Annotated in this window: 25 protein-coding genes and 1 tRNA gene; 18 read left to right on the plus strand and 8 right to left on the minus strand. The window is 65.9% G+C overall.

The annotated features are described in order from the left end of the window. Nucleotides 1-16: 16 nt before the first annotated feature. On the plus strand, nucleotides 17-538 hold the full coding sequence (locus tag HUU94_RS07740; RefSeq protein WP_174274514.1) for a carboxymuconolactone decarboxylase family protein: 522 nt from the start codon (nucleotides 17-19) through the stop codon (nucleotides 536-538). A 9-nt stretch (nucleotides 539-547) separates the two neighbouring features. Here the strand turns inward: HUU94_RS07740 and HUU94_RS07745 are convergent, their stop codons facing one another. Next, complete coding sequence (locus HUU94_RS07745) at nucleotides 548-2320, minus strand: cation:proton antiporter domain-containing protein (protein WP_174274515.1); 1773 nt, start codon at nucleotides 2318-2320, stop codon at nucleotides 548-550. Between the two features lie 102 nt (nucleotides 2321-2422). Here HUU94_RS07745 and parC point away from each other — a divergent pair, with 102 nt between their 5' ends. Both parC and HUU94_RS07755 read left to right on the plus strand, forming a co-directional pair. Continuing rightward, on the plus strand, nucleotides 2423-4699 hold the full coding sequence (gene parC / locus HUU94_RS07750) for a DNA topoisomerase IV subunit A (protein ID WP_174274516.1): 2277 nt from the start codon (nucleotides 2423-2425) through the stop codon (nucleotides 4697-4699). A gap of 26 nt (nucleotides 4700-4725) precedes the next feature. Beyond that, the gene (locus HUU94_RS07755; RefSeq protein WP_174274517.1) at nucleotides 4726-6453 is read left to right on the plus strand and encodes a putative bifunctional diguanylate cyclase/phosphodiesterase; all 1728 of its coding nucleotides are present in this window, start codon (nucleotides 4726-4728) and stop codon (nucleotides 6451-6453) included. On the opposite strand, the gene HUU94_RS07760 is transcribed toward HUU94_RS07755, so the two are convergent. Genes HUU94_RS07760 through HUU94_RS07775 form a run of 4 tightly spaced genes read right to left on the minus strand, consistent with a single transcriptional unit; the run spans nucleotide 6450 to nucleotide 9333 of the window. Next, nucleotides 6450-7628 carry a CCA tRNA nucleotidyltransferase gene (locus tag HUU94_RS07760; protein WP_174274518.1) on the minus strand — a complete coding sequence of 393 codons (1179 nt, stop codon included), beginning with the start codon at nucleotides 7626-7628 and terminating at the stop codon, nucleotides 6450-6452. The genes HUU94_RS07755 and HUU94_RS07760 overlap by 4 nt on opposite strands. Beyond that, the gene (locus tag HUU94_RS07765; protein ID WP_174274519.1) at nucleotides 7625-8209 is read right to left on the minus strand and encodes a CoA pyrophosphatase; all 585 of its coding nucleotides are present in this window, start codon (nucleotides 8207-8209) and stop codon (nucleotides 7625-7627) included. The genes HUU94_RS07760 and HUU94_RS07765 overlap by 4 nt, the downstream gene beginning before the upstream one ends. Beyond that, entirely contained in the window at nucleotides 8206-8775 is a 570-nt protein-coding gene (locus tag HUU94_RS07770) for a DUF1285 domain-containing protein (RefSeq protein WP_174274520.1), read from the minus strand. The genes HUU94_RS07765 and HUU94_RS07770 overlap by 4 nt, the downstream gene beginning before the upstream one ends. Nucleotides 8776-8805: 30 nt before the next feature. Beyond that, on the minus strand, nucleotides 8806-9333 hold the full coding sequence (locus HUU94_RS07775; RefSeq protein ID WP_174274521.1) for a GNAT family N-acetyltransferase: 528 nt from the start codon (nucleotides 9331-9333) through the stop codon (nucleotides 8806-8808). 90 nt (nucleotides 9334-9423) lie between these two features. On the opposite strand from HUU94_RS07775, the gene HUU94_RS07780 reads away from it, so the two are divergent. Continuing rightward, nucleotides 9424-9861, plus strand: a complete 438-nt coding sequence (locus HUU94_RS07780) for a dihydroneopterin aldolase (protein WP_254602041.1) — start codon at nucleotides 9424-9426, stop codon at nucleotides 9859-9861. Continuing rightward, complete coding sequence (locus HUU94_RS07785) at nucleotides 9861-10616, plus strand: SDR family oxidoreductase (protein ID WP_174274522.1); 756 nt, start codon at nucleotides 9861-9863, stop codon at nucleotides 10614-10616. The genes HUU94_RS07780 and HUU94_RS07785 overlap by 1 nt, the downstream gene beginning before the upstream one ends. 78 nt (nucleotides 10617-10694) lie before the next feature. On the opposite strand, the gene HUU94_RS07790 is transcribed toward HUU94_RS07785, so the two are convergent. Beyond that, on the minus strand, nucleotides 10695-11525 hold the full coding sequence (locus HUU94_RS07790) for a hypothetical protein (protein WP_174274523.1): 831 nt from the start codon (nucleotides 11523-11525) through the stop codon (nucleotides 10695-10697). 258 nt (nucleotides 11526-11783) lie between these two features. Between HUU94_RS07790 and HUU94_RS07795 the strand changes: the two genes are divergently transcribed. The 5 genes from HUU94_RS07795 (at nucleotide 11784) to HUU94_RS07815 (ending at nucleotide 15351) form a co-directional block, all read left to right on the plus strand. Further along, nucleotides 11784-12413 (plus strand): energy transducer TonB, encoded by a 630-nt coding sequence (locus HUU94_RS07795; protein ID WP_254602043.1) that lies wholly within the window; start codon nucleotides 11784-11786, stop codon nucleotides 12411-12413. Between the two features lie 71 nt (nucleotides 12414-12484). Continuing rightward, entirely contained in the window at nucleotides 12485-13246 is a 762-nt protein-coding gene (locus tag HUU94_RS07800; RefSeq protein WP_217429588.1) for a MotA/TolQ/ExbB proton channel family protein, read from the plus strand. A gap of 100 nt (nucleotides 13247-13346) precedes the next feature. After that, on the plus strand, nucleotides 13347-13829 hold the full coding sequence (locus HUU94_RS07805; protein WP_174274525.1) for an ExbD/TolR family protein: 483 nt from the start codon (nucleotides 13347-13349) through the stop codon (nucleotides 13827-13829). Between the two features lie 44 nt (nucleotides 13830-13873). Beyond that, entirely contained in the window at nucleotides 13874-14302 is a 429-nt protein-coding gene (locus HUU94_RS07810) for an ExbD/TolR family protein (RefSeq protein ID WP_174274526.1), read from the plus strand. A gap of 149 nt (nucleotides 14303-14451) precedes the next feature. Next, entirely contained in the window at nucleotides 14452-15351 is a 900-nt protein-coding gene (locus HUU94_RS07815; RefSeq protein ID WP_174274527.1) for an iron-containing redox enzyme family protein, read from the plus strand. On the opposite strand, the gene HUU94_RS07820 is transcribed toward HUU94_RS07815, so the two are convergent. Beyond that, nucleotides 15327-16649 carry a spinster family MFS transporter gene (locus HUU94_RS07820; RefSeq protein ID WP_174274528.1) on the minus strand — a complete coding sequence of 441 codons (1323 nt, stop codon included), beginning with the start codon at nucleotides 16647-16649 and terminating at the stop codon, nucleotides 15327-15329. The two genes, HUU94_RS07815 and HUU94_RS07820, sit on opposite strands and share 25 nt — an antisense overlap. 83 nt (nucleotides 16650-16732) lie before the next feature. Here HUU94_RS07820 and rpiA point away from each other — a divergent pair, with 83 nt between their 5' ends. The 8 genes from rpiA (at nucleotide 16733) to HUU94_RS07860 (ending at nucleotide 26384) form a co-directional block, all read left to right on the plus strand. Beyond that, nucleotides 16733-17437: a ribose-5-phosphate isomerase RpiA gene (gene rpiA, locus HUU94_RS07825; protein WP_174274529.1), complete on the plus strand. Its 705-nt coding sequence runs from the start codon at nucleotides 16733-16735 to the stop codon at nucleotides 17435-17437. Between the two features lie 80 nt (nucleotides 17438-17517). Then, complete coding sequence (gene tkt / locus HUU94_RS07830) at nucleotides 17518-19581, plus strand: transketolase (RefSeq protein ID WP_217429589.1); 2064 nt, start codon at nucleotides 17518-17520, stop codon at nucleotides 19579-19581. Continuing rightward, nucleotides 19578-20720 (plus strand): transaldolase, encoded by a 1143-nt coding sequence (tal, locus tag HUU94_RS07835; protein ID WP_174274531.1) that lies wholly within the window; start codon nucleotides 19578-19580, stop codon nucleotides 20718-20720. Before tkt ends, tal begins: the two co-directional genes overlap by 4 nt. Before the next feature lie 5 nt (nucleotides 20721-20725). Further along, nucleotides 20726-22396, plus strand: a complete 1671-nt coding sequence (locus HUU94_RS07840; protein ID WP_174274532.1) for a bifunctional transaldolase/phosoglucose isomerase — start codon at nucleotides 20726-20728, stop codon at nucleotides 22394-22396. A 13-nt stretch (nucleotides 22397-22409) separates the two neighbouring features. Beyond that, nucleotides 22410-23396: a phosphogluconate dehydrogenase (NAD(+)-dependent, decarboxylating) gene (gnd, locus tag HUU94_RS07845; RefSeq protein WP_174274533.1), complete on the plus strand. Its 987-nt coding sequence runs from the start codon at nucleotides 22410-22412 to the stop codon at nucleotides 23394-23396. Between the two features lie 5 nt (nucleotides 23397-23401). After that, nucleotides 23402-24835, plus strand: coding sequence for a glucose-6-phosphate dehydrogenase (zwf, locus tag HUU94_RS07850; protein WP_174274534.1), 1434 nt, complete (start codon nucleotides 23402-23404; stop codon nucleotides 24833-24835). After that, entirely contained in the window at nucleotides 24832-25638 is an 807-nt protein-coding gene (locus tag HUU94_RS07855; protein ID WP_174274535.1) for an HAD family hydrolase, read from the plus strand. Before zwf ends, HUU94_RS07855 begins: the two co-directional genes overlap by 4 nt. Next, entirely contained in the window at nucleotides 25635-26384 is a 750-nt protein-coding gene (locus HUU94_RS07860; RefSeq protein WP_174274536.1) for an HAD-IIB family hydrolase, read from the plus strand. The genes HUU94_RS07855 and HUU94_RS07860 overlap by 4 nt, the downstream gene beginning before the upstream one ends. A gap of 25 nt (nucleotides 26385-26409) precedes the next feature. Here the strand turns inward: HUU94_RS07860 and HUU94_RS07865 are convergent. Then, nucleotides 26410-26486 (minus strand) — tRNA-Pro (locus tag HUU94_RS07865).

Below are 26486 nucleotides of genomic sequence, written 5' to 3' on the forward strand. Positions count from 1 at the left end.
TCACAAGGAGAGTACGATGTCGCTCCGTGACTTTTCGGCCGAGCTGCCCGATTACGCCAAGGATATCCGGCTCAACGTCAATTCGCTCGCGGGCGATGCGACGCTTGCCGATCAGAAGAAATATGGCCTGCTGCTCGCGACCGCGCACGGCACCGGCTACAAGCCTCTGGTCGATGCCGCCGAGGCCGAATGCGCCCCCAAGCTTTCGCCCGAGGCCGCCGATGCGGCGCGCGCGGCGGCGGCGATCATGGCGATGAACAACGTCTACTATCGCTTCGTCCATCTCGCGGCGAACAAGGAATATGGCCAGCTTCCCGCCAAGCTGCGGATGAACGTGATCGGCGCTCCGGGGATCGACAAGGCCGATTTCGAGCTGTTCAGCCTCGCGGTTTCCGCGCAGAACGGTTGCGGGATGTGCATCGATGCGCATGAGAAGGTGCTCAAGGGCCATAACGTGCCCACCGAGACGATCCAGGCGGCGGCGCGCTACGGCGCGGTGATGAGCGCGGCCGCGACGGTGCACGCGACGCGGGTATAGCCCTGCCGTTCAGGTCGGTTCGGCTTCGTCCAGCCGCCTCCGATGGAGCGGCGGTTGCCGCTCGGTCGCCGCCATCGCCATGATCTTGTCGCGGAGCTGCGCGCGCTTGTCGTGGATCGAGGCGATGACCGGCCCCATCGCGACGCCGAGATCGACCAGCACCGCTTCGGATAGCTGGAGCGAGGATTCCACCGTTTCGGGCACCGCATCGGTCGCGCCGGCGCGGTAGAGTTCGGCGGCATGGTTGGGATCGCGGGCGCGCGCGACGATCGTGAGATCGGCGAAGCGCGCGCGCAGGCTGCGGGTGAGGCGGACGCTCTGAACGGGATCGTCCATCGTTAGGATCACCGCGCTCGCCCGATCGACATCCAGCCGCTCGATCGCGCCCGCGCGCGCGACGTCGCCGAAGCGGACGGTATACCCGCGTTCGCGCGCGGCGGAGACATTCTCGCTGTCCGCATCCAGCGCGAGATAGGCGTGGCCATGCGCGGTCAGCATCTGCGCGACGAGCTTGCCGACGCGGCCGAAGCCGATGATCAGCGCGCGGGGGCCTTCCTCGACTTCGGCGGGTTCGACCTGCGCCGATTGTTTGGCGGCTTGCCTGGCCAGGACTTTGCCGATCACCGCGAGCAGCGGCGTGATCGTCATGCCGATCGCGGTGACGACCTGCCAGAAAGCGGCGCTCTCCGCTCCGATCACGCCCGCCGCCGCCGCCGAGGTCAGCACGATCAGGGTCGTCTCGCCCGGCGCCGCCATCATCAGCGCGACGTGCATTGCGACGCCGTGGCGCGCGCCGCCGATGCGGAGCAGGATCGCGGTCACCAGCGCCTTGATCGCGACCACCGCCACGACCGCGGCCAGCAGCGCCGACCATCGCGCGGCGATCGCATCGATATCCAGCGACATGCCGACCGTGATCAGGAAAACGCCGAGCGCCAGCCCCTGAAACGGCGCGGTCATCGCCTCGACCTCTTCGTGATAATCGGTCTCGGCGATCAGGATGCCGGCGAGCAGCGCGCCGACGATCGGCGACAGGCCCGCCGCGGTGGTGGCGATGCTCGCCAGGATGACGACGAGCAGGCTGGCGGCAAGAAACAGCTCCGGGCTCTTGGTGCGCGCGGCCTGCGCGAAGAGGCGGGGAAGCGCGATCCTCCCGATCACCAGAAGCACGCCGACGGTGGCGCCGCCGATCAGCAGCGTCCGCAGAAGCGCGCTCATTCCGCCGCCGCCGCCGGGCGCGATCGCGCTCAGGCCGAAGAGGATCGGCACCAGCGCCAGATCCTCGAACAGCAGCATCGCGAAGGCGCGCTGCCCCACCGGCCCCGTGGTGCCGGCGATCGGCAGCACCAACGCCGTCGAGGACAGCGCCAACGCGAAGCCCAGCCCGAGCGAGGCCGTCGTCGCCTGGCCCGACAGCCACAAGGCGACGCCGAGCAGCAGCCCGCAGGCCGCCAGCTCGGCGGCGCCGAGCCCGAACACCTTGGCGCGCATCACCCAGAGCCGCCTGAACGACAGCTCCAGCCCGATCGAGAAGAGCAGCAGCACGATGCCGAGCTCGGCGAACGGCTCTATGGCGTGCGGCTCGCTGATCGTGACATAATAGAGCCACGGCAATTGCGGCACGAAGCGCCCGAGCCCCGCCGGACCCACCGCCATGCCGACGAGGATGAAGCCGATGACCGGGTTGATTCGCAGCCGTGCGAATGCGGGGATGACGATGCCCGCCGCGCCGAGGATGACGAGCGCATCGGAAAAGCCGGCGGATTGAAGCGAGAGCGCCATAGGCCCCTCATCCTACGCCGCTTCGGGTAAAGCCAGCGCCGAGCTGCGGCGAATCGCCGCGCCCACCTCGCCAGGCGCGGATGCCACTGCTAACCGACGCCGATGCAGGCTGCCGATCCTCTCGATCAGATCGTCGACGCACCGTTCGACAGCGCGCTTTCCGAACGCTATCTCGTCTATGCACTCTCGACGATCACGGCGCGGTCGCTGCCCGACGTTCGCGATGGACTGAAGCCCGTCCATCGCCGCTTGCTTTGGGGCATGCGGCTGCTGCGGCTCGATCCGACATCCGCGTACAAGAAATGCGCGCGCGTCGTCGGCGACGTGATGGGCAAATATCATCCGCATGGCGATGCCTCGATCTACGATGCGATGGTGCGCCTCGCGCAGCCCTTCGCGCTACGCTATCCGCTGGTCGACGGGCAGGGCAATTTCGGCAACGTCGACGGCGATAATGCCGCGGCGATGCGCTATACCGAGGCACGGCTTACCGCCGCCGCGCTCCAGCTCATGGAGGGGCTCGACGAGCAGACGGTCGCCTTCCGCCCGACCTATAACGGCGAGGAGGAAGAACCCGAGGTCTTCCCCGGGCTGTTCCCCAACCTGCTGGCCAACGGCGCTGCCGGCATCGCCGTCGGCATGGCGACCTCGATCCCGCCGCACAACGCCGCCGAGCTGATCGACGCCGCCATCCACCTGATCGACCAGCCCGAGGGTTCGCCCGCCGAGCTGATGCAGTTCGTGCACGGGCCGGACCTGCCGACCGGCGGGATCATCGCCGATAGCGCGGCGGCGATCGCCGAGGCCTATGCCACGGGGCGGGGGGGCTTCCGCGTCCGCGCGCGCTTTTCGGAGCCGGAGAAGGGCGCGCAGGGGAGCTGGCAGCTCGTCATCACCGAAATTCCCTATGGCGTGCCCAAGGCTAAGCTGATCGAGCAGATCGCCGCGCTGATCGCCGACAAGAAGCTACCGATCCTCGCCGACGTGCGCGACGAGAGCGACGAGGCGATCCGCATCGTCATCGAGCCGCGCAGCCGCACGGTCGATCCGGAGGTGTTGAAGGACAGCCTCTATCGGCTGACCGATCTCGAAATCCGCGTGCCGCTCAACCTGAACGTGCTCGACAAGGATCGCACGCCACGCGTGATGAGCCTGAAGCAGGCGCTCGCCGCCTGGCTGGAGCATCAGTTCGAGGTGCTGGTCCGCCGTTCGCGCCACCGGCTGGAGAAGATCGCCGACCGGATCGAACTGCTCGACGGCTATCTCGTCACCTATCTCAATCTCGATCGGGTGATCGCGATCATCCGCGAGGAAGATGAGCCGCGCCCCGTGCTGATGGTCGAATTCGATCTCACCGAGCGGCAGGCCGAGGCGATCCTCAACATGCGGCTGCGCTCGCTGCGCAAGCTCGAGGAGATGGAGCTGCGCCGCGAGCGCGAGAAGCTTTCGGAGGAGGCCAAGGGGCTGGAGGCGCTGGTCGAGAGCCCGGCGCGGCAGCGCACGCGGCTCAAGCGCGATCTTGCCAAATTGCGCGAGACCTATGCGCCCGAAACCGCGCTCGGGCGCCGCCGCACGACGATCGAGGAGCAGGGGCCGGCGCGCGAAATCCCGCTGGAGGCGATGATCGAGCGCGAGCCCATCACCGTGATCCTGTCCCAGCGCGGCTGGATCAGGGCGATGTCCGGCCACCGCGATCTCGCGTCGGCCGATACGCTCAAGTTCAAGGAGGGCGACGGGCCGGCCTTCGCCTTTCACGCCCAGACCACCGACAAATTGCTGCTCTTCGCCGAGACCGGGCGCGTCTATACGCTGGCGGCTGACCGGCTGCCCGGTGGGCGCGGCTTCGGCGAGCCGGTGCGGCTGATGATCGATCTGGAGGGGGAAGCGGCGACCGTCGCGCTGATACCGTTGCGCGCCGACGAAAGGCTGCTGCTGGCGGCGAGCGACGGCAAGGGCTTCGTAGCGCGCGCCGCCGCGATCAGCGCGGAGACGCGCAAGGGGCGGCAGGTCGTCAACCTGCGCGATGGCGCGCGCGTAAAGCTGGTCAAGCGGATCAGCGGCGAGGACGATTATGTCGCGGCGATCGGCGACAATCGCAAGCTGGTGATCTTCCCGCTTTCCGAATTGCCCGAAATGGAGCGCGGGCAGGGTGCGCAAATCCAGCGCTACCGCGATGGCGGCCTTTCCGATGCGATCACCTTCCGGCTCGTCGATGGCCTGTCCTGGCCGATGGGCGGCGAGAGCAAGCGGACGCGAACCGAGAGCGACCTCGGCCCATGGCGCGTCGCGCGCGGGGCGGCGGGACGGATGCCGCCGACGGGTTTTCCGAGGGATAATCGCTTTGCCGATGCCCCCGGCGGAAAGAGCACGGAAAATTAACGGCCTAGCTCTAAAAGCGGTTCGCGATGGAGATGTCGAGGATCGCCCGCGAGAGTGCCAGGCCGGTGGCGCGCCCCGCCGACGTACGTGCTGCGTTGCTTCCCGGCCACGATTTGCAGCGCTATATCGATGCGCTGCCGATCGCGGCGGCCGTGGCCGCGATCGTCGACGGCGATCCGATCGATGTCGCGCATAACGCCGCCTTTTCCAGCCTGGCCGACAATATCGCCGACAAGGATCATCTGGAAGAGCTTCGCGAGGCGCTTCGCCGATTCGCGCTTTCGCATGCCACGGCCGATCAGTTCAGCTGGAAGGAGCCCGGAATAGGCGGGCGGCATTTCCAGGTTCATCTCGCGCCGCTCACCTCGCGCATGCATCCCGATCCGTTGATCATGCTGACGATGATCGATCGCACCACCGCGGTCGAAACCGAGCGCTCGCTCCGTTCGGAGATGCTGCACGACAGCCTTACGGGCCTGCCCAACCGGGTCGCGTTCGAAGAGGCGATCGATGCGGCGATCGGCGACACCGCCTTCGCCAACATTGCCGTGCTCAACGTCAATCTCAACCGTTTCAGCCGCGTCAACGAGAGCATCGGATCGCTGGCCGGCGACGAACTGATCATTACCGTGGCGCGACGGATGGTTTCGATCATGCGCGCGGGAGACATGCTGGCGCGCCTGGGCGGCGACGAATTCGGCGTGCTCGTCCGCCTCGTCGACGGGCCGGGCGATGCGCTTAACGTCGCGCGCCGGTTGCAGGCCTCGCTGGCGACGCCGATGCGGCTTTCGGAACTCGAGATCCGCATCGATTGCGCGATCGGCTGCGCGTTGTGGCACGATAAATTGCCGTCTTCCGACGAGATCATCCGCCACAGCCAGGTCGCGTTGAAGCGCGCCAAGCTTTCGGGCCAGATCGAGGTTTACGAGCCCGGCGAGGTCGGGCACGCGCGGAACCGCTTGAGCATGGAGACCGAGCTCCGGCATGCGCTCGAACGCGACGAGATAAGGCTCGATTTTCAGCCGCTGATCGAGCTGGACACCGGCCGGGTCGCCGGCTTCGAGGCCCTGGCGCGCTGGTCGCATCCCCAGCGCGGCGAAATCCAGCCCGCCGATTTCATCCCCGTCGCCGAGGAATCGGGATTGATCCTGCCGCTAGGGCGGTGGGCGATCGATTGCGCGGTGCGGACATTGGCAGGCTGGGATGCCGCCGCCGGATATGAATTGCCGGTCTATGTCAGCGTCAACGTTTCGCCCGTGCAGCTCGCGCGCGATCATGTAGCGGCACTGGTCGGCGATTCGCTCGACCGCCACGGCATCGGCGGGGGAAGGCTGACGCTGGAGCTCACCGAAAGCTCGATCATCGCCGATCCCGATCGTGCCGCCCGCCTGCTGGGCGATCTCAAGGCGCTCGCCTGCCGCATCGCGATGGACGATTTCGGCACCGGCTATTCCAGCCTCGCCTCGCTTCAGAAGCTGCCGATCGACATTCTGAAGATCGATCGCCAGTTCATCGCCGCCATGCACAACGATCGCGATTCAACCGCGATCATCCGCGCGATCCTCAGCCTCGCACGCGCGCTCGGGATGGTGACGATCGCCGAAGGGATCGAGGACCAGGGCGCGGCGCGTACGCTGGCCGTCCTAGGTTGCGAGATCGGGCAGGGATTCTGGTTCTCGCGCGCGATCCGTTCCGACGCCGCCTTCGCCTTCCTCATGGATGCGATCCACCCGCACTCCGCAGCCTGCGGTTAAGGAGCGGCCGCCTCTTCGGCGGCGATCGCCAGCGCCCGATCGCGATCGGGAAAGCCTTCGCTGGCCCAGCGCCTCTCCACCCTGGCAAGCGTCGCCGCGATCCGGGGGCCGGCGGGCATGCCCAGCGCGATCAGCGCGCTGCCGGTAATCGGCAGACGCGGGGGCTGCCACCCTTGCAGCGAAGCAACACCCGCCGCATCGCCGGCCAGCAACAGCCGATCGATCGCGCCTTGAACGCCGATCTCGTGCGCCAGCAGGCTTGGCGACGTGTCGAGCTCCCCCCGCGACGCGCTGACGAGCCGCCGCCGCTGCGCGTTGGAGAGCTTGAGCCGCGCACCGATGCTATCGACCAGCGCGGCATCGCGGGGCAGCAAGGCGGACATGCGCCGCAGCGGATCGGCAAGGCCGAGTTCGCGCTCGATCGGGACGAGCCGTTTCAGGCGGTCGAGCCCGTCGCCGCCGATCTCGGGCAGGATCGCCGTCAGAATGCCCGCCGAGAGCATCTCGGCGAGCGCTGGCGCTGGATTGGGAACGGCGAGAAGCTTGAGCAGCTCCTGCGCGATACGCTCGCGCGACAGGCTCATGAGATCGTTCGCGCGCCGAGCGCAGGCGGAGAGCCCCTGCGGCTCCGGCGCGCCGATCCCGAAGCGCGCATGGAAGCGGAAGAAACGCAGGATGCGCAGGTGATCCTCCGCGATCCGTTGCAGCGGATCGCCGATGAAGCGCACCAGCCTTCGATCGAGATCGGTCAGACCGCCGAAATGATCGTGGATCAGTCCCGATCCGGCTTCGGCCGACAGCGCGTTGATCGTGAAATCGCGCCGAGCGGCATCCTCGTGCCAATCATCGGTGAAGGCGACACGGGCGTGCCGTCCGTCGGTTTCGACGTCGCGCCGGAGCGTCGTCACCTCGATCGGGCCGTCGGGCAGCACGGCGGTGATCGTGCCGTGCGCGATGCCGGTCGGAACCGCCTTGAAACCGGCGCGCGCGATCCGCTCGGCGCTTTCCGCGGGCGGATGGATCGTGCCCAGATCGACATCGGAAACCGGCAGCGCGAGCAGCGCGTCGCGCACCGCGCCGCCGACGATCCGCACCTCGTCCCGCTCGGCGCCGAGAGCGTCCATCAGCGCCGGCAGGCCGGCTCGCTTGCGCCAGACCGCGTCTGGCATCCTCATGCGAAGCGCGCCAGCCGGCTCGCGAGATTGACGACGATGCCCGCCGTCGCCCCCCAGATCCGACGCTCGCCCCAGTTGATCTCGTAATATTGATGCATGCGGCCGGCCTTTTCGACCGAACGGATGATATGGTTCGCCTGCTCGAGCAGGAAGCCGAACGGCACCTCGAAAACGTCGGCGACCTCGGCTTCATGCGGCGTGAGCGGCAGGTCGGGTGTGGTCACCCCGATGACGGGCAGGATGTCGAAGCCCGAACTCGTTCGGTAGCGATTGGAGGTGCCGACCACCTCGACGGCGCCGGGCGGCAATCCGATTTCCTCATCGGCTTCGCGGAGCGCGGCGGCGATCGCATCCTCGTCCTCGGGATCGACCTTGCCGCCCGGAAAAGCGATCTGGCCGGCGTGGCGGCGGAGATCGGCATGACGCAAGGTCAGGATCACGCCGGGCTCGGGCCGATCGGTGACGGCGATCAGCACCGCTGCGTCGGCATAGATCGTATCGGCAAGGTCGATGTCATCGCCTTGCGGTCCCAGCCCGCGGCTATCCGCCAGCGCCGACGCGAGACGCTCGGCCAGCGTCATGGCGCGGTCAGCGCGAGAAAAGCGCCGTTGCTCCAGAGCCCCGGCGGTTCGAGCCCTTCGTCCAGCGCGATCTCCGCCATCTCATAATAGACCGGGCGGGCGATCAGCGCTTCGAGCCCGGCGCGAACGTGCAGATAGGGGTGGGGGCCGTCCTCCCGCTGTTCGAAGCGCAGGCCGTGGCCCTCGTCCGCCTCGACAAGGTCGCCGGTATTCAGGCGAAAGGCGATTCGGCGCTCGCTCTTCTCGCCTTCGGTGCGCATTTCGACCGCGACGAAGGCGGCATCCTCGACATCGATCGTCAATTTCTCGGCCGGCGTGACGAGGACGTGGCTGCCGTCGGGCTCACGCCGCAGCACGGTGGAGAAAAGGCGCACCATCGCCGCCCTGCCGATCGGCGACCCTTCATGAAACCAGGTGCCGTCGCGCGCGATCCGCATCGCGCTGTGCCCGCAATGCTTCGGGTTCCACGTCTCGACCGGAGGAAGGCGCTTCTCCTCCACCAGCCGCGCGATCTCCGCCAATGAGAGGCCGGCGAGATCGTCAGGGGGAGGCGCGCGTTCGGGCATCTTTCCCTGTTAGAGCGCGCCGCCCAGCGATTAAAGACCCGCCCTGACGATGCGGGGGCCGAGATGACCCGCCACGGGAAGCGACCGGCCCGCCGGCACGCGCGCCAGCAGACGGCGGCGCACCACAGGGCCCGGCACTCCCCACTCCCGCGTCCAGCGCGCCTCGAAACCGAAGAAGCGGCCATAATATTCGGGGTCGCCGATCAGGACGAGCGGATCGGCCTCCGTCGCTTCCGCCGCCGCGATCATCCGGTTCATCATCCTCCGGCCGATGCCGCCGCGCTGGAGATCGGGATCGACCGCGACGGGCCCGACGAGAATCAGCGGCGTGCGGAAATCGAGCGCCACCGGCCAGCATTGCAGCGAGCCGACCAGCGTATGCGCCTCATCGAAAGCCGCGAAGGAAAGCGCCGGGATCGCGGTCATGCCGTCGCGGATGCGATAGGCGGTGCGCTGCCGGCGATCGCGGCCGAACGCCGTATCGAGCAGGGCATCGACCGCGGCGGGATCGGCTTCGAGCAGCGGTGCGATCGTGACCGGGGGAGAAGGCGCTGGCATAAGGCGCGCCGCGCATAGCCGAGCCGCCCCGAAACGCAACGCGCTTGCGGGTGTCCGCGCGAAGTGGGAAAGGCGGCCGCACCCGACGAGATGACGATGCAAGCAACCTTGGCCGAACCTTTCTCCCCGCCGCAAGCGCTTCAGCCGGATTGCCATCCCGACGACCTGCTGCGCCTGGAAGTCGACGATATCGCGATCGATCTGCTGACCGGCATCTATTCGGAGGAGACTCACCTCCCGCAGCCGCTGCGGATTTCGATCGCGGTCGATCTTGTCACGCCCGATCGCTTCGCACCGGAAACTGCGCTCTCGGCTTCGAAGAATTACCTCGATCTGCGCGAAGCGGTGACGAAGGCGATCCCGCGCGATCGGCACTTCACGCTGATCGAGGCGATCGCCGATCATGTCGCCGATACGCTCTTCCTGGGCGACCCGCGGGTGCGGCGCGTTTCGGTCAAGATCGTCAAGCTGGCGATTTCCGAGGGCGGCGAGGCGATCGGCATGACGCTCGTGCGCCATCGGCGCTGATGCTGGCGCTCGTCACCGGGGGAACGCGGCGGCTGGGTGCCGCGATCGCCGCGCGGCTGGCGAAAGCGGGCTATGACCTCGCGCTCCACAGCCATAGCGCCGCCGAGCCGGAGCCCGCGCTGGCCGAGGCGATCCGCGCGAGCGGCGTGCGCTGGGCGAGCTTTCCCGCCGATTTGGCGGACGAAGCCGCGGTCGATCGCCTGTTCCCACAGGTCATCGCGCATTTCGGCGCCGCGCCGAGCATATTGATCAACAGCGCCTCGCGATTCGGCGCCGATGACTGGTCGAACGCCACGATCGCCACGATGGTCGAGCATTATGCGGTGAATGCCGCAGCACCGGCGCGGCTCGCACAGCAACTCGTGGAGAATCTTGGCGTGGGGCAGGGGGGGGTGGTCATCAACCTGCTCGATCAGCGGATCGTATCGCCGCCCGTGGATCAGGCGAGCTATACCGCCTCGAAACTCGCGCTCGCCGGGATCACCCAGGCGCTGGCGCGCGCGCTGGCGCCCCGGGTGCGGGTGTGCGGGATCGCGCCCGGTCTGACGCTGCCGACGCCGGACTATTCCCCGGCGCAGCTCGAACGGCTCGCCACGGCGATGCCGCTTGGCCGCCTGCCGACGCCGGACGATATCGCCGCTGCCGCGCTGTATCTCGTAGAAGCCCAGGCAACCACCGGGCAGGTCCTGTTCGTCGACGGGGGTGCTTCGATGGTTTCGTTCGAGCGTGATTTTCTCTTCATGACCCGCGACTAGGGTCTGTCGTGTTGACGTTGAACTCTCGTCACCCCGGCTCAAGGCCGGGGTGACGTTTCAACATGAACACGGCAGCCTCTAGTCCCGGTTGCGAATGCACGGGCCAAGCCCGTCGGTCACGACCTTGTAATCGGTCCGCGCCTGCTCGGCGTCCGCATCGGCGATGCCTTCAAGGGCGGCGGGCGGCAGGCTCGGCGGCAAACCGCAGGCCAGACGATACCACAGAAAAGTCTCGGGCTGGGGCGGGGCTGCGCTGGCGTCGACCAGCTCGGACAGCGCGACCGCCCAGCGCGGCGCCTCTCCCGGACGCCGGATGATCGACAGCGAGATCGGTCGTCCATCCGACGTGCGGACGAAGATCTGCGTCTCGCCCTCGCCGGGGAGCGATCCCGCGACATGGAAGGCATGGCCGATGCCGATCACCGAAGGCGGCGCATCGGGCGCGACCGATGCGGTGAGGATCGCGCGCAGCCGTGCCTCGCTGGCCGGGGTGCGGAGCAGTTGCGCGTGCGGGCCGGCCAGGGTGATCTCGCCTGCCCGGGCGGTCGGCGTTGCCAGCAGCAGCACGCCCGTCCCCTTGAGCTTGGCCTTGGCCTGCGCCTGCGGGAGATCGACGAGATAGCGTACTTCAGCGGGTGCGGGGCCGCGCCCGCCGATCAGTGCCAGCACCCTGGCTTCGACGAAGAAGCGCACCTTGCCGGAAGCGACGCCCGCCGCCTGCTCGCGCTTGAGCAATGTCGCTCGGATGATATCGGCCGATAGGATCTGTTGGGCCGCCAATATCATGTCGGCCATCTCGACATAGCCGATCGCGGGAGCGGCCGGCGGCGGCGGGGGCGCCGCGCCGACATTTGCTGCACTGCCGAAGGCGGCAAGCATGGCTAGAAAGCGATGGGTGAGGGAGGACATCTGCGACTCCTTGCGCATATATTCGCACTGGCGGGCAAAAAAAGGCCGTTTCAAGCCAATCCGCTGATGAAAAAGACCTTGGCCGGCGCACTGATAAAGGGCTTGCGCGAAAGGAGAAGGCCGCGATAGGAAAGCCATAGTCGTCAGAAGGTCGCCCAGGCGATTTGGCGGCACTCATAGCCGGAGGGTCGCCCGGCGATCATTCGGCGAAACCCGTTCAAGGAGTGCAGTTCCTTAATGGCCTATGCTGATCAAACGATGAGCTCCCGCAGGGTAGTGGCGCTTGCACTTGTTGCCGCGCTTCACGCGCTGGTGGGATATGCGTTCATTACCGGGCTCGCCTTCAACGTCATCAAGAAGGTTGCCGTCGATACCAAGATCGTCGACGTGCAGGAGCCGCCGCCGCCGCCGGAGCAGAAGCCGCCGCCGCCGCCGCCCGAACAGAAGGTGGAGCCGCCGCCGATCGTCGCACCGCCGCCGATCGTGCAGACGCAGCAATTGGCGCCGCCGATCGTCGCGCCGCCCGCCCCGCCGGTTCCTGCTCCGGTGATCCATGTGGATGCGCCCCCCGCGCCGCCGGCACCGAAGATTTCGCAGGCCGCTGGCGCCAGGGGCGATCCGGCGCAGTGGATCACCAACGACGATTATCCGCCTGGCGCGATGCGCGAGGGTCGTGAAGGCACTACGCGGATTTCCTGGTCGATCAACGAGCAGGGCAAGGTTGAAAATTGTCAGGTCACGGGCCCCAGCGGCTCGCCCGATCTCGACGAGACGGCATGTCGTCTGATCACGCGGCGCGGCAAATATTCGCCGGCCAAGGACCAGAACGGCCAGCCGATGCGCTCCACCGCAAGCCGCTCCATTCGCTGGACGATTCCGAAAGATTAAACGGCGGGCACCGTCGCCCTTACAACCGGCCGGTGCCCCGGCCCACGCATTGAAGAAGGAAGTCCTCGACCATGAACGCTACCGTTCCCGCAGCAGCAAATTCCAATCCCTACGGCCTGATGGCCGCGCTCCATCAGGGCGGCGTCATCGCCTGGACGGTCTTCATCATCCTCGTGATCATGTCGGCCGCCACCTGGTTCATCATGTTCACCAAGCTGTTCGAGCAGCAGAAGATCATGAACCAGGCCAAGCGCGTGCGCACGACCTTCTGGGGCACGCCGACTCTCCGCGAGGGCGCCAACAAGCTCGAGAAGAACTCCGCCTACCGTCAGATCGTCGACGACGGCCTGACCGCGCAGGAGCAGCACACCAAGCTTATCGACCCCGTCGACCAGCATGAGTGGCTCGGCAGCTCGCTCGGCCGCTCGACCGCCGCGATCAACTCGAAGCTCAGCAACGGCCTCGCGGTGCTCGCCACGGTCGGTTCGACCGCGCCGTTCGTCGGCCTGTTCGGCACCGTGATCGGCATCTATCGCGCACTGATCAAGATCGGCGCGGCCGGTCAGGCCTCGATCGACGCCGTTGCCGGCCCGGTCGGCGAGGCGCTTATCATGACCGCGCTCGGCCTCGTCGTCGCGGTGCCCGCGGTGCTCGGCTACAATTGGCTGGTGCGCCGCAACAAGGTGCTGGCCGAGCAGATCGGCGCCTTCTCGACCGATCTCCATGGCTATATGGTGTCGAACGGCGCGGTGAAGCCGGCGCTGATCTCGGTGAAGACCGCGCCGACCCCGCCGCTCAAAACCGGCTCGGCGGCCATCAATCCGAAGGCGTAACGGCGCGCGCGGCGGGGCCGGAGCTCCGCCGCCGCATCTCTACGGGTGATGCATTGTCGCCCGAAGCTCTCCCTCGGCAGCAGAATAGGACTTTCCTTCCATGGCAATGAGCGCGGGCCCAGCCGAAGACAATGCCCCGATGTCAGACATCAACACGACGCCCCTCGTGGACGTCATGCTGGTGCTGTTGATCATCTTCCTGATCACCGTTCCGGTCGTCATTCAGACCGTGCCGGTGTCGCTTCCCAAGGTCGCCTACGAGCCCACGACCAGCAAGCCCGAGAATGTCGTGCTCTCGATCCGGGGCAGGAATGGCGGCTGCGAGGTCTATTGGGGCCAGACGAGAATCGCTCCGCAGGAGTTGATCGATCGCTCGGTCGCCAAGCTCAGGCTCGAGATCGACAAGCAGGGTGGCCCCAATGCGGCCGGGCTGGAGCTGCCCGAGGTGCATATCCGCGCCGACGTCAACACGCCCTGGCGCTGCGTCGGCGGGGCGATGACCAACGTCGCGCGCGCAGGCTTCGCGCGAGTCGGTTTCATCTCGCAGCCCGATCCGGGCATGTATCATGCGGCGGTCGAGTGATGCGGTCCCTCTCCACGCGCTTCAGCTTTTCGGAGTTATAAATCATGGCAATGGCAGCAGCCACCGCTGAAGGCGAGCCGATGATGGACATCAACACGACGCCGTTGATCGACGTCATGCTGGTGCTCCTGATCATGTTCATCATCACCATCCCCGTGCAGACGCATGCGGTGAAGCTCGACCTTCCGCAAAATACCAACGCCCCGCCGCCGCCGATCCTGCCCACCAAGAATCGCGTATCGATCGATCCCGCGGGGACGATCGCGTGGAACGGCGCGCCGATCAATCTTACGATCCTGCGCCAGTATCTCGACCAGACGCAGCAGATGGATCCGATCCCCGAGCTGCACGTCGAGCCCGATCCGCAGGCACGCTACGAGATCGTCGACGAGGTGCTCGCGGTCACCAAGCGCGCCAACGTTTCGAAGATGGGCTTCGTGGGCAACGAGAAATACGCCGACTACGCCGGTTGATCCGATAGCGCACGTCATGAAGAGGGTGACCGGGAGAGCCGGTCGCCCTCTTTTTGCGTAACGGTTTCGCGTCCGGCTCCGCTGATCGCAAGGGAACGCCATCGTCCGCCGTGGGTTTGGACGGTCTAGTTTCTTTGGAGATCAACCACATGGCGAGCCAGCCCGCGTACGGCGACCAATCGCCGCGACGCTCGCAATTTCTCACGTCCAGCTTTCAGCGCGGTCTGACGCACTGGAATCATGAGCGCCTGGCACCCGGCTTCATATCTCCGGACTGGCAGAAGACGCTGGAGCGCGATACGCGCATGCTCCGTCTGGAAGGTGCCTTTCTAGAGGAGCTTCGCCAGGCGGTAGCTTTGGAAGCACGTTGCGTACCGAGCGATCCCGAGCGCTTCGTTTCCTGGTTCGAGAATCTCAAGCAGGAAGGGCCGGGGCAGGGCGATGCACTGTTCCCTTGGCTGGCAACGCAGGCGAGCGCAGCGGAGCTACGCTGGTTCTTTACGCAGGAGGCCGCGGGCGAGGCAGGGTTCGACGACCTCGTGGCGATGACTCAGGTCAAGCTGCCGCCCCGCGCCAAGCTGGAGCTGGCGCGTAACTATTGGGATGAGATGGGACGCGGCCATGCGGCTGGCATGCACGGCCCGATGCTCGACAGGCTGATCGAAACGCTTGGCGTCGAACCATCGATCGACTCGACCGTCTGGGAGAGTTTGGCGTTGGCCAATGCCATGACGGCGATGGCGACGAGCAGGCGTTACGTGTGGCAGTCGGTCGGCGCATTGGGCGTGATCGAGCTGACCGCTCCGGGGCGTTCCGCCCAGGTAGCGGCTGGCTTGCGAAGGATCGGGCTCGGCGTCGAGGATAGCCGTTACTTCGATCTGCACGCCGTGATGGACGTCAAGCATAGCGAGGCCTGGAACCGTGAAGCGCTGATACCGCTGGTCGAGGAAGATCCGCGGCGGGCGGTCGCGATCGCCGAGGGTGCGCTGATCCGCCTGACGTGCGGCGCGCTTTGCTTCCAGCGTTACCGCTCCGAGCTGTGGGGCTGATCGGCCTTGAGCGCCCGGGCTCCGAGCAGGAAATGCACGGACGCCCAGATATAGAAGAGCGCATCGATGCGCAGCGCGCGTGTCAGTCCGGCAGCCGAGGCCTGCGAGCATAAATCCTGGGTCGATCGAGCGGTGGCGCACATCGCCGCCTGATCGCCCAACGCCGATGTCGTGAAATGATCGCTCAACATCCCGACGAGCGTTGGGCCGATGCCCAGGCCGAGGCCGTTCATGACCATCAAAAGTATCGCGACGGCGGTCGCGCGGGCATGGGGACCGACACTGTCCGCCGTGGCCGCATAGACCGGCCCGAAATAGAGATGCGCCCCGCAGAAAGCGGGCAGCGCGAACATGGCGATGGCGACGGGGCTCGATTGGCCAAGCGCGGCGAGGAAGAAAAGCAGACCGATCATCGTACCGCCAGCGGCGGTGATGGCCCTCGCATCCTTCTGTCGGAGCTTGTCGGCAATCAGCCCACCCGCAGCGATACCGATGCCGATCCCAAGGCCCGCGACGATCCCGAACCCCGTGGCGGCGGTATGAAGCGGAAGCTGCTGGGTGCGCATCAGCAGCGGCACCGAAAAGTAGGTGATGCCATAGCCGCCGATCGAGGCCAGAGTCGCGCCCGCCGCCATGTGGCGAAATGCCGGGTTCGACCACAGGGTGCGGACGACCCATCGGAAATCCGGTGGCGACGACTCCGCGATTGCATCCTGCGCGCCGCGCTCGGGCTCGCGCAGCGCCAATCCGATCAATATCGCCAGCGCCACGCCGGGCAGGCCGAGCATGACGAAGGCGCTTCGCCAGCCGAGCAGTTCGGCAATCCAACCCCCGGCGACCGCCCCGAACAGGATACCGATCGGCACACCCAGCGAAAAAATCGCGAGCGCGGTCGCACGGCGGCGGGAGGGCCAGAGATCGGCGATCAGCGATTGGGCGGCGGGCGCATATCCGGCCTCGCCGATCCCTACGCCCATCCGCCCGAGCACAAGCTGCGGCACAGTCCTGGCCAGACCGCAGGCAGCGGTGGCGAGCGACCAGAGACCGACGCTCCAGGCTATGATCGCGATGCGCGAGCGACGCTCCGCGAGCCGGGCGATCGGCAGGCTCAGCAGCGCGTTGAACAAGGCGAAAGAGAGCCCGCCGAGTAGCCCGAGCTGTTTGTCGCTGAGACCAAGTTCCGCTTTCATCGGCTGGCCGAGAATGCCGATCAACTGGCGATCGACGAAATTCACGACATAGACCAGGGTGAGCAGAAAGAGGGTGAACCGCGCCCCGGCGCGTCGCGTGATGCTCATGATGTGCGTGCTTTGGCGCGCGTCGCGCCGATCGGCAAGCATGCCATATTGCCCTTCGCCGCGCTGATGTTCATGGCGGGCGGATGATCGAAGCGCCTCGCGACGGTGAAAAGCGTGCCGCGGCGGAGGCCGCGGTGGCCGAAATCGAAGCGGGGATGCTGGTCGGGCTCGGGACCGGAACCACGGCGGCCTTTGCGATCGCCGCGCTGGGCGAACGGGCGCGCGCCGGCCTGCGAATCAAGTGCGTCGCGACGTCTTTTGCCACGGCGCGCGCCGCCGAAGCCGTGGGCCTCGCGATCCTCGACATGGCCGATCAGGCGAGCGTCGATCTCTGCATCGATGGCGTCGACGAGATCGATCCCGACCTGCGCGCGATCAAGGGCGGGGGCGGGGCGATGGTGCGCGAAAAGATCGTCGCCGCCGCCGCCAGCCGGATGATCGCTATCGCCGATTCGTCGAAGGCCGTGACGAGGCTTGGGTCGCGCGCCGTGCCGATCGAAGTCCTCGAATTCGGGTGGCGCTTCGTCGCGGCGGAGGTCGGCCGGCTCGGAGCGATCGTCACTGCGCGCCAATCCGGAAGCACGTTCTATCGAAGCGATCAGGGAAATCCGGTGCTCGATTGCAGCTTCGCAGAGCTTGGCGATCCGGCTGCTCTATCGGCGGTGCTGGACGCCCTACCGGGGATGGTCGGCCATGGGCTGTTTATCGGGGAGATCGATGCGCTCTACCTCGGCACGGCGGCAGGCGTGCGCAAATCGGGTCGAACGCCTTCCGTCGGCGACATTTAGCTGCCAATTCGCGCATCTTTGGCCGCGATGGGCCGTTGCAACGACAGAGACGAAGGGACGAGATGACCCAGACCGAGGCTATGATCGACGCCGTCCACGAAGATGGTTCGCCCGAAAGGCTCGCGATCGATACGATTCGCACGCTTTCGATGGATGCGGTGCAGAAAGCCAATTCGGGCCACCCCGGCACGCCGATGGCGCTGGCGCCGGTAGCTTACACCTTGTGGTCGAAATATCTGCGCTATGATCCGTCGACGCCCGATTGGCCGAACCGCGATCGCTTCGTGCTGTCGGTCGGCCACGCCTCGATGCTGCTCTATTCGGTGCTGCATCTGGCCGGGGTCCGCGAGATCGATGCCGACGGCAACCCGACTGGAGCGCCCGCAGTCAGCCTCGACGATATCAAGCAGTTCCGCCAACTGAGTTCCAAGACCCCCGGCCATCCCGAATATCGGATGACGACCGGCGTGGAGACGACGACCGGACCGCTGGGCCAGGGCTGCGGCAATTCGGTCGGTATGGCGATCGCCGAGCGCGCGCTGGCGGAGCGGTTCAACCGTGACGGCTTCCGGCTGTTCGATTTCGACGTCTACGTCTTCTGCGGCGACGGCGACATGATGGAGGGCATTTCCTCCGAAGCCGCCTCGACCGCCGGGCACCTCAAGCTTTCCAACCTGTGCTGGGTGTATGACAGCAATCATATCTCGATCGAGGGCTCGACCGATCTGGCTTTCGACGAGGATGTCGGCAAGCGCTTCGAAGCCTATGGTTGGAACGTCATCCACGTCGACGATGCCAATGATTGCGAAAGCTTCGGCAAAGCGATCGAGAGCTTTAAGGCGACCGACGATCGTCCGACGTTCATCGTCGTCCATTCGATCATCGGCTGGGGATCGCCGCGCGCCGGCAGCGAGAAGGCGCATGGCGAGGCACTGGGCGAGGACAACGTCCGCAAGACCAAGCAGGCTTATGGATGGCCCGAGGACGCCCAGTTCCTCGTGCCCGACGGCGTCGCCGAACATTTCCACAAGGCTATAGCCGATCGCGGCGGCCCGGCACGCGAGCAATGGGAGGCGCTGTTCGCGCGCTACAAGAGCAGCTTTCCCACGGAAGCGGCCGAGCTCGATCTGCTGCGCCAGGGCAAGCTGCCCGAGGGCTGGCAGCAGGCGCTGCCCAGCTTCCCGGCCGACGAAAAGGGCCTGGCTTCGCGCGAGAGCAGCGGCAAGGTCCTTAATGCGATCGCTGCCAAGGTGCCGATGCTGATCGGCGGCGCCGCCGATCTTTCGCCCTCGACCAAGACCGACATCAAGGATGCGGGATCGTTCGAGGCGGGCAGCTATGGCGGGCGCAACATGCACTTCGGCGTTCGCGAACATGCCATGGGCTCGATCGCCAACGGCATGGCGCTTTGTTACCTCCGTTCGTATACCGGCACCTTCCTCGTCTTTGCCGATTATATGCGCGCGCCGATCCGGCTGGCGTCGATCATGGAATTGCCGGTGATTTTCGTGTTCACGCACGATTCGATCGGCGTCGGCGAGGACGGCCCGACACATCAGCCGATCGAGCATCTAGCAACGCTGCGCGCGATTCCGGGACTGGACACGATCCGGCCGGGGGATGCCAATGAAGTCGCTGTCGCCTGGAAGGTCGCGCTGGAACATACGAACGAGCCGACCGCGCTGATTCTGTCGCGCCAGGCGATCACGACGCTCGACCGCAGCAAGTATGCGTCCGCAGAAGGGCTGGAGAAGGGCGGCTATATCGTCGGCGACTGCGACGGCGAGCCCGAAGTGATCCTGATCGGCACGGGCAGCGAGTTGCAGATGGTCGCGGCGGCGCATGAGAAGCTGACGGCGGACGGCATCAGGTCGCGGCTCGTCTCGCTGCCGAGCTGGTATCTGTTCGAGAAGCAGGATCAGGCGTATCGCGAAAGCGTGCTGCCGCGATCGGTCCGCTCGCGGCTCGCGGTCGAGCAGGCCGGTTCGCTGGGCTGGGATCGCTACGTCGGCGCGGACGGCGGGACGATTACGATGTCGACCTTCGGCGCGTCGGCTCCGATCGCCAAGCTCCAGGAAAAGTTCGGCTTCAGTGTCGACAATATCTGCGCCACCGCGCGTAAGCTGATGGAAAAGAACGCATGAGCGATACACTCAAGGATCTCGGCAAGGCCGGCCAGGCCGTGTGGCTCGATTTCGTCGATCGCAAATTCCTCGACGAGGGCGGGCTCCGGAAGCTGGTTGCCGAGGATGGGCTGACCGGCGTGACTTCGAACCCGTCGATCTTCGAAAAGGCGATGGGGCATGGCGATGCCTATGACGACGGGTTCAAGCAATTCCTGGCCAAGGGCGAAGCGAGCGTCGAGGACGTCTACGAGAGCCAGGCGATCGCCGACATCAAGGCCGCCGCCGCCGATCTGCGGCCCGCTTATGATCGGCTGGAGGGCAAGGATGGCTACGTTAGCCTCGAAGTCTCGCCCTATCTGGCCGAAAAGACCGACGATACGATTACCGAGGCGCACAAGCTCTGGAAGGCCGTCGACGCGCTCAACCTGATGATCAAGGTGCCCGGCACCAAGGCCGGGGTGCCCGCAATCCGGCGGCTGATCGAAGATGGCCTCAATATCAACGTCACTTTGCTGTTCTCGCTCGAATCCTATCAGGCGGTGGCGCTCGCCTATATCGAGGGGCTGGAGGCGCGGGCCGGCAAGGGCGAGGCAATCGATCGCATCGCTTCGGTTGCCAGCTTCTTCGTCAGCCGGATCGACAGCCTGATCGACAAGAAGATCGACGATCGCGTGAAGGCTGGCGATGCCGAGAGCGATGCATTGAAGGCGATCCGCGGCAAGGTGGCGATCGCCAATGCCAAGCTCGCTTATGCCTGGTACGAAGATCTGGTCGCGGGCGATCGCTGGCAGGCGTTGGCGGCGAAGGGGGCGATGCCGCAGCGGCTGCTGTGGGCCTCCACCGGCACTAAGGATCCGGCCTATCCGGATACGCTCTACGTCGATTCGCTGATCGGCCCGGATACCGTCAACACGATGCCGCCGAAGACGATGGACGCGTACCGCGACCATGGCACGCTGGCGCAGACGCTCACCGCCGACGTCGATGCGGCGCGGCATGTGATGGCGGAAGCCGACCGGCTCGGGCTGGATATGCCCGGCGTAACCGCCGAACTCGTCAAGGATGGCGTCAAGCTGTTCGCCGACGCCGCCGATGCGCTGCTGAAGGCCGTCGGCGAGAAGCGGACGGCAATCCTTTCCGAGCTGGTGAAGGGCTGATCGCGATGAAGATCGAGCTTCCCGAGAGCCTGGCGCGCGCTGTCGATGTACGGCTGGAGCAGGCGGATCGGGAGGCGTGGACGAAGCGGCTCTGGGAGGGTGACCCCACGCTCTGGACGGGCAAGGACGAGGGCAAGTGGGTTGGCTGGCTCGCCGCCGCCAAGGGCGAACAGGTCGATTTCGCCCAACTCGCCGCGCTGACCGAGAAGGCAAGGCATTATAAGGATGTGGTGCTGCTCGGGATGGGCGGATCGAGCCTCGGTCCGGAAGTGCTGGCGCTGATCCTCGGCAATGCGGCCGGCAGCCCGAAGCTGCATGTGCTCGACACGACGGACCCCGATCAGATCGCCGGTGTTGCCGCGGCGATCGATCCTGAGAATACGCTGTTTATCGTTTCGTCGAAGTCGGGTTCGACGCTCGAACCCGAATTGCTGCGCGCCTTCTTCTGGGAGCTTTCCGGCAAGGATGGCAGCCGTTTCGTGGCGGTGACCGATCCAGGTTCGAAACTCGAAAAAACCGCGAACGATGATGGCTATGCCTTTGTCTTTCTTGGTGATCCTGCGATCGGTGGGCGCTATTCCGTGCTGTCGGCGTTCGGGATGGTGCCGGGTGCGGCGATGGGGCTGGACGCGCGCGCTTTCTATGATGCCGCCGCACAGATGGTATCGGCGTGCGGCCCGGGCCAGATCGCGTCCGACAGCCCCGGCGTGCATCTCGGCGTGATCATGGGCGAGGCCGCGAATGCGGGGCGGGACAAGCTCACCATCCTGCCCTCCCAGGGGCTGGCTCCGATCGGTGCGTGGCTGGAGCAATTGCTCGCCGAATCCACGGGCAAGCAGGGGAAGGGGATCGTCCCCGTCGATCTGGAGCCGCTGGGTTCGGTGGAAAGCTATGGCGCCGATCGATTGTTCGCGCATCTCCATCTCGAAGGAGACGACGATCCCGAACTCGAGGCGCGCCTGACCCAGCTCGCCGAGGCGGGGCATCCCGTCGTGCGGATGGCCGTCGCCACGCGCGAGGATATCGGCCGGGAATTCTTCCGCTGGGAGATCGCCACCGCCATCGCGGGCGCGGTGATCGGTATCGATCCCTTCGATCAGCCCGATGTCGAGGATGCCAAGGTCGCGACTCGCAAGCTCGTCGATGACTATGAGGCGAGCGGCAGCCTGGAGCCGGAGACGCCGATCGCCGAAAATGAGGATTTCGCGATTTTCGCGCCCGCCAGCACAGGCCTCGCGCCCAGCGATCCAAAGCAGCTTCTCGATCTCCATTTCGCCAGCCTCCGGCCAGGGAATTACGCGGGCTTTCTGGCCTATATCGAACGCGACGAGGGCAATTCGGCGGCGGTCGCCAGGATGCGCGCGCAGATCCGCGACGCCAAGCAGGTCGCCACCATCGCCGGTTTCGGTCCGCGTTTTCTCCACTCGACGGGTCAGGCTTACAAAGGCGGCCCCAACAGCGGCGTGTTCCTGACGATCACGCGCGATCCCGATCCCGATCTTGCGATACCGGGTCGCAAGGCGAGCTTCGGCACCGTGCAGATCGCGCAGGCGCGCGGTGACGCCGATGTGCTGGCGGAACGCGGCCGCCGCGTGTTGCGCGTTCACCTCAAGAAGGGCGGCGGCGGGATCGAAGCGCTTGCCTCGGCGGTCGAGGCGGCGCTCAAGGCGTTCTGACGGGGAGATCGATATGCGTTTGGCGATGATCGGGCTGGGCCGAATGGGCGCGAACATCGCGCGCCGGCTGATGCGCAACGGCCATGAGATCGTCGCTTTCGATCGCAACGTACCCGCAGTGGAGGCGCTGGTCGCCAATGGCGCGACGGGCGCCGCGTCGCTGGAGGAGGTCAGCGCCAAGCTGGAAGGCCCGAGGATCTATTGGGTGATGCTGCCGGCCGGCGATCCAACCGAGCAGACGATCGCGACGCTGATGTCGCACGCCGCCCCGGGCGACATCATCATCGATGGCGGCAACACCTTCTACAAGGACGATATCAAGCGCGCGAAGGCCTGCGCCGAAAAGCAGCTCCATTATATCGATGTCGGCACGTCCGGGGGGGTATGGGGGCTCGAACGGGGCTATTGCATGATGATCGGCGGAGACGCCGATACGGTGAAGATGCTCGATCCGATCTTCGACGCACTGGCGCCCGGCCATGGCACGATCCCGCGAACCCCGGATCGCGAGGGCAAGGAAGGCGAGGATCCGCGCGCGGAGAAGGGCTATATCCATGCCGGTCCGGCGGGCGCTGGCCATTTCGTGAAGATGGTACACAACGGCATCGAATATGGCCTGATGGCGGCGTATGCCGAGGGCTTCGACGTGTTGCAGGGCAAGTCGTCCGATAAGCTTCCCGAAGACGAGCGCTTCGATCTCAATCTTACCGACATCGCGGAAGTATGGCGGCGGGGCAGCGTGATCTCGTCCTGGCTGCTCGATCTTTCGGCCGCCGCGCTCGCCAAGGATCAGAAGCTGGATCATTTCTCCGGCCGGGTCGCCGATTCGGGGGAAGGGCATTGGACCGTACAGGCGGCGATGGAGGAGGCTGTGCCCGCCTACGTGCTCTCAGCCGCACTGTTCGCGCGATATCGCAGCAGGGTCGAGGGAACCTTCGGGGATAAATTGCTGTCGGCAATGCGCTTCGGCTTCGGCGGCCATGTCGAGATGCCGCAATAGTGGAGATGAACCAGGCGCCCGTCGCGCCCGCCGCGACGCTGGTGATCTTCGGCGCGATGGGCGACCTCGCCAAGCGGCTGCTGATGCCGGCGATCGCCAATCTCGTGCGCTGGAACTTGCTCGATCCCAAGACCGAGATTTTGGGCGTCAGCTATCACGATGGCGATGACGAGACCCTTCGCGCGACGCTCGACGATTTCATCGAAGGCGACGAGGTCTGGGAAAAGCTGCGCGCGCATATCCATTATTTCAAGGGTGACTTCACCCAGGACGAAACCTTCCAGCGGCTCGCCGGCGCGATCAAGGGTAATGCGATATTCTATCTCGCGACCGCGGCGTCCTTCTTTGGCCCGGTGACGCAGAAGCTCGGCGCGGCGGGCCTGCTCAAGGAGGAAGACGGCTTCCGCCGGCTGGTGATCGAGAAGCCCTTCGGCAGCGATCTCGCCTCGGCGCAGGCGCTCAACAAGACGTTGCTGGAGCAGGCGAGCGAAGCGCAAATCTATCGCATCGATCATTTCCTCGGCAAGGAGACCGTGCAGAACATCCTGGTGGCACGCTTCGGAAATTCGATCTTCGAGGCGGTGTGGAACAATCGCTACGTCGATCATGTCGAAATCACCGCCGCCGAGCAGGTGACGGTCGGCACGCGCGGCAAATTCTACGATGCCACGGGCGCGCTGCGCGACATGGTGCCCAATCATCTGCTCCAGTTGCTCGCCTTGACCGCGATGGAGCCGCCGACCAGCTTCGAGGCCGAACCGATCCGCAGCGAGAAGGCCAAGCTGATCGCCGCGGTCCATCCGGCCGATCCCGCCGATGCGGTGCGCGGGCAATATAAAGGCGGCAAGATCGGCGCCGACAAGGTTGCGGCATATCGCGAAACACCCGATGTTTCCGCCGACAGTCGCACCGAAACCTATGTCGCGCTGAAGCTGACCGTGGATACGTGGCGCTGGTCCGGCGTGCCTTTCTATCTGCGTACCGGCAAGGCGCTCTCGGCGCGCGACACCGAGATCGTCGTTCACTTCAAGAGCGCGCCGACCTCGCTGTTCAAGGGCACGGAAGTGACCAAGTTGCCATGCAATCGCTTCGTGCTGCAAATCCAGCCAGACGAGGCGATCAGCCTCGATCTCGCCGCCAAGATTCCGGGGCCGCTGGTGGACGTGGCGCCCGTGTCGATGACCTTCGCTTATGCCGATCGCTTCGAAATGGGGCATCGCACGGGCTATGAGACGTTGCTCTACGATGTGCTGACGGGCGATCAGATCCTGTTCCAGCGCGCCGATCAGATCGAGGGGGGCTGGCGCGCGATCCAGCCTTTGCTCGATGCCTGGGCCAAGCGCGGCAAACCCGAACCCTATAAGCCGGGCACCGCCGGGCCATCGGGCGCCGATGCGCTGCTGGCGCGGGATGGCCGGCAATGGCACACGCTCGGATGATCAGGCTCGTCGTTTCGGATATCGACGGTACGCTCGTCCGCAAGGACAAGAGCCTTTCGGACGTCAATGTCGCGGCGGTCGGCCGGCTGGTCGATGCCGGCATCGCCGTGACATTGATCAGCGCGCGCCCGCCATCGGGGATGATGTGGATCGCGGAAAGCCTCAAGCTGGCGGGGCCGTTCGGCGCGTTCAACGGGGGCACGCTGTTCATGGCGGACGGCACGGTCACCGAGCATCATATGCTGGATGACGGCGTGGCCGGCGAAGTGCTCGCGCATCTCGAGGGGCAGCCGGTCATCCGCTGGCTTTTCGCCGATGGAGACTGGCTGGCGAGCGAGGCGGATGGCGAGCATACCCCGCGCGAGATCAAGTCGGCGGGCGTGCAGCCGATCGTCGGCCCCGATTTCGGCGATCGCGTTCGCCGCGCCGACAAGATCGTGGCGGTGACCGACGACGTGGAACTGCTCGATCGGATCGAGCAGGAGGTAAAGGCTCTGGTCGGTGATCGCGCCACGGTCGCGCGCTCGCAGACCTATTATCTCGATATCACCGCGCCGGTCGGCAACAAGGGCGATGGCATCACCGCTCTGTGCAAGGCCTATCATGTCGTGCTGGAAGATACGGTGGCGTTGGGCGATCAGGCCAACGATCTGCCGATGTTCGCGCGCGCCGCTTATTCGGTTGCGATGGGGCAGGCGCCCGATCCGGTCAAAGCCGCGGCCAAGGATATCGCGGCGTCCAACGATGACGATGGCGTCGCCGATGCGATCGATCGGTTCATCCTTCCGAAGGTGCAGAAATGAAGCAACTCGTCGCATTCGACCTCGACGGTACGCTCGCCGAGAGCAAGCAGCCGCTGGGCGACGATATGGCGGCGTGGCTCGGGCGCCTGCTTGGGGTCGCCAAGGTCTGCGTGATCTCCGGCGGCGACTGGCCGCAGTTCGAAAAGCAGGTCGTCTCGCGCCTGCCCGCCGATGCCCCGCTGGAGGGGCTGTTCATCATGCCGACCACGGGCACCAAGCTCTACCGCTTTCAGGGCGGTTCCTGGCACGCGATCTATGCCGAACTCTTCTCGAAAGAGGAGCATGACAAGATCCTGTCGGCATTCGACAAGGCGCTGTCGGATGCGGGCCTCAAGGAAGAGCGGACCTGGGGCGATCGGATTGAGGATCGGGGCAGCCAGGTGACGTTCTCGGGCCTCGGGCAGGAGGCGCCGCTCGACGCCAAGAAAGCGTGGGACCCCGGCTTCGCCAAGCGCAGGAAGCTGCAACAGACCTTGCAGTCAGCACTGCCCGATCTGGCGATCAACATCGGCGGATCGACGTCGATCGATATCACCCGGAAGGGCATCGACAAGGCCTATGGCATGCGCCGCCTGACCGAGCATTCCGGCGTCGCGCCGGAAAATATCCTGTTCATGGGCGACGCGATCTTTCCCGGCGGCAACGACGATCCGGTGCGCGCGATGGGGATCGATTCGATCAAGGTCCGCGATGTCGCCGATACGATCACCGCGGTCACGGCGGTGATCGCCTGCCTGAAGCCATAGCGCCCGCGCGCTTCTCAAGAAATATTGGTCGGGGAGAGAGGATTCGAACCTCCGGCCCCTGCCTCCCGAAGACAGTGCTCTACCAGGCTGAGCTACTCCCCG

This window comes from Sphingomonas bacterium (genome assembly GCF_903644055.1).
Classification (GTDB): Bacteria; Pseudomonadota; Alphaproteobacteria; order Sphingomonadales; family Sphingomonadaceae; genus Sphingomonas_I.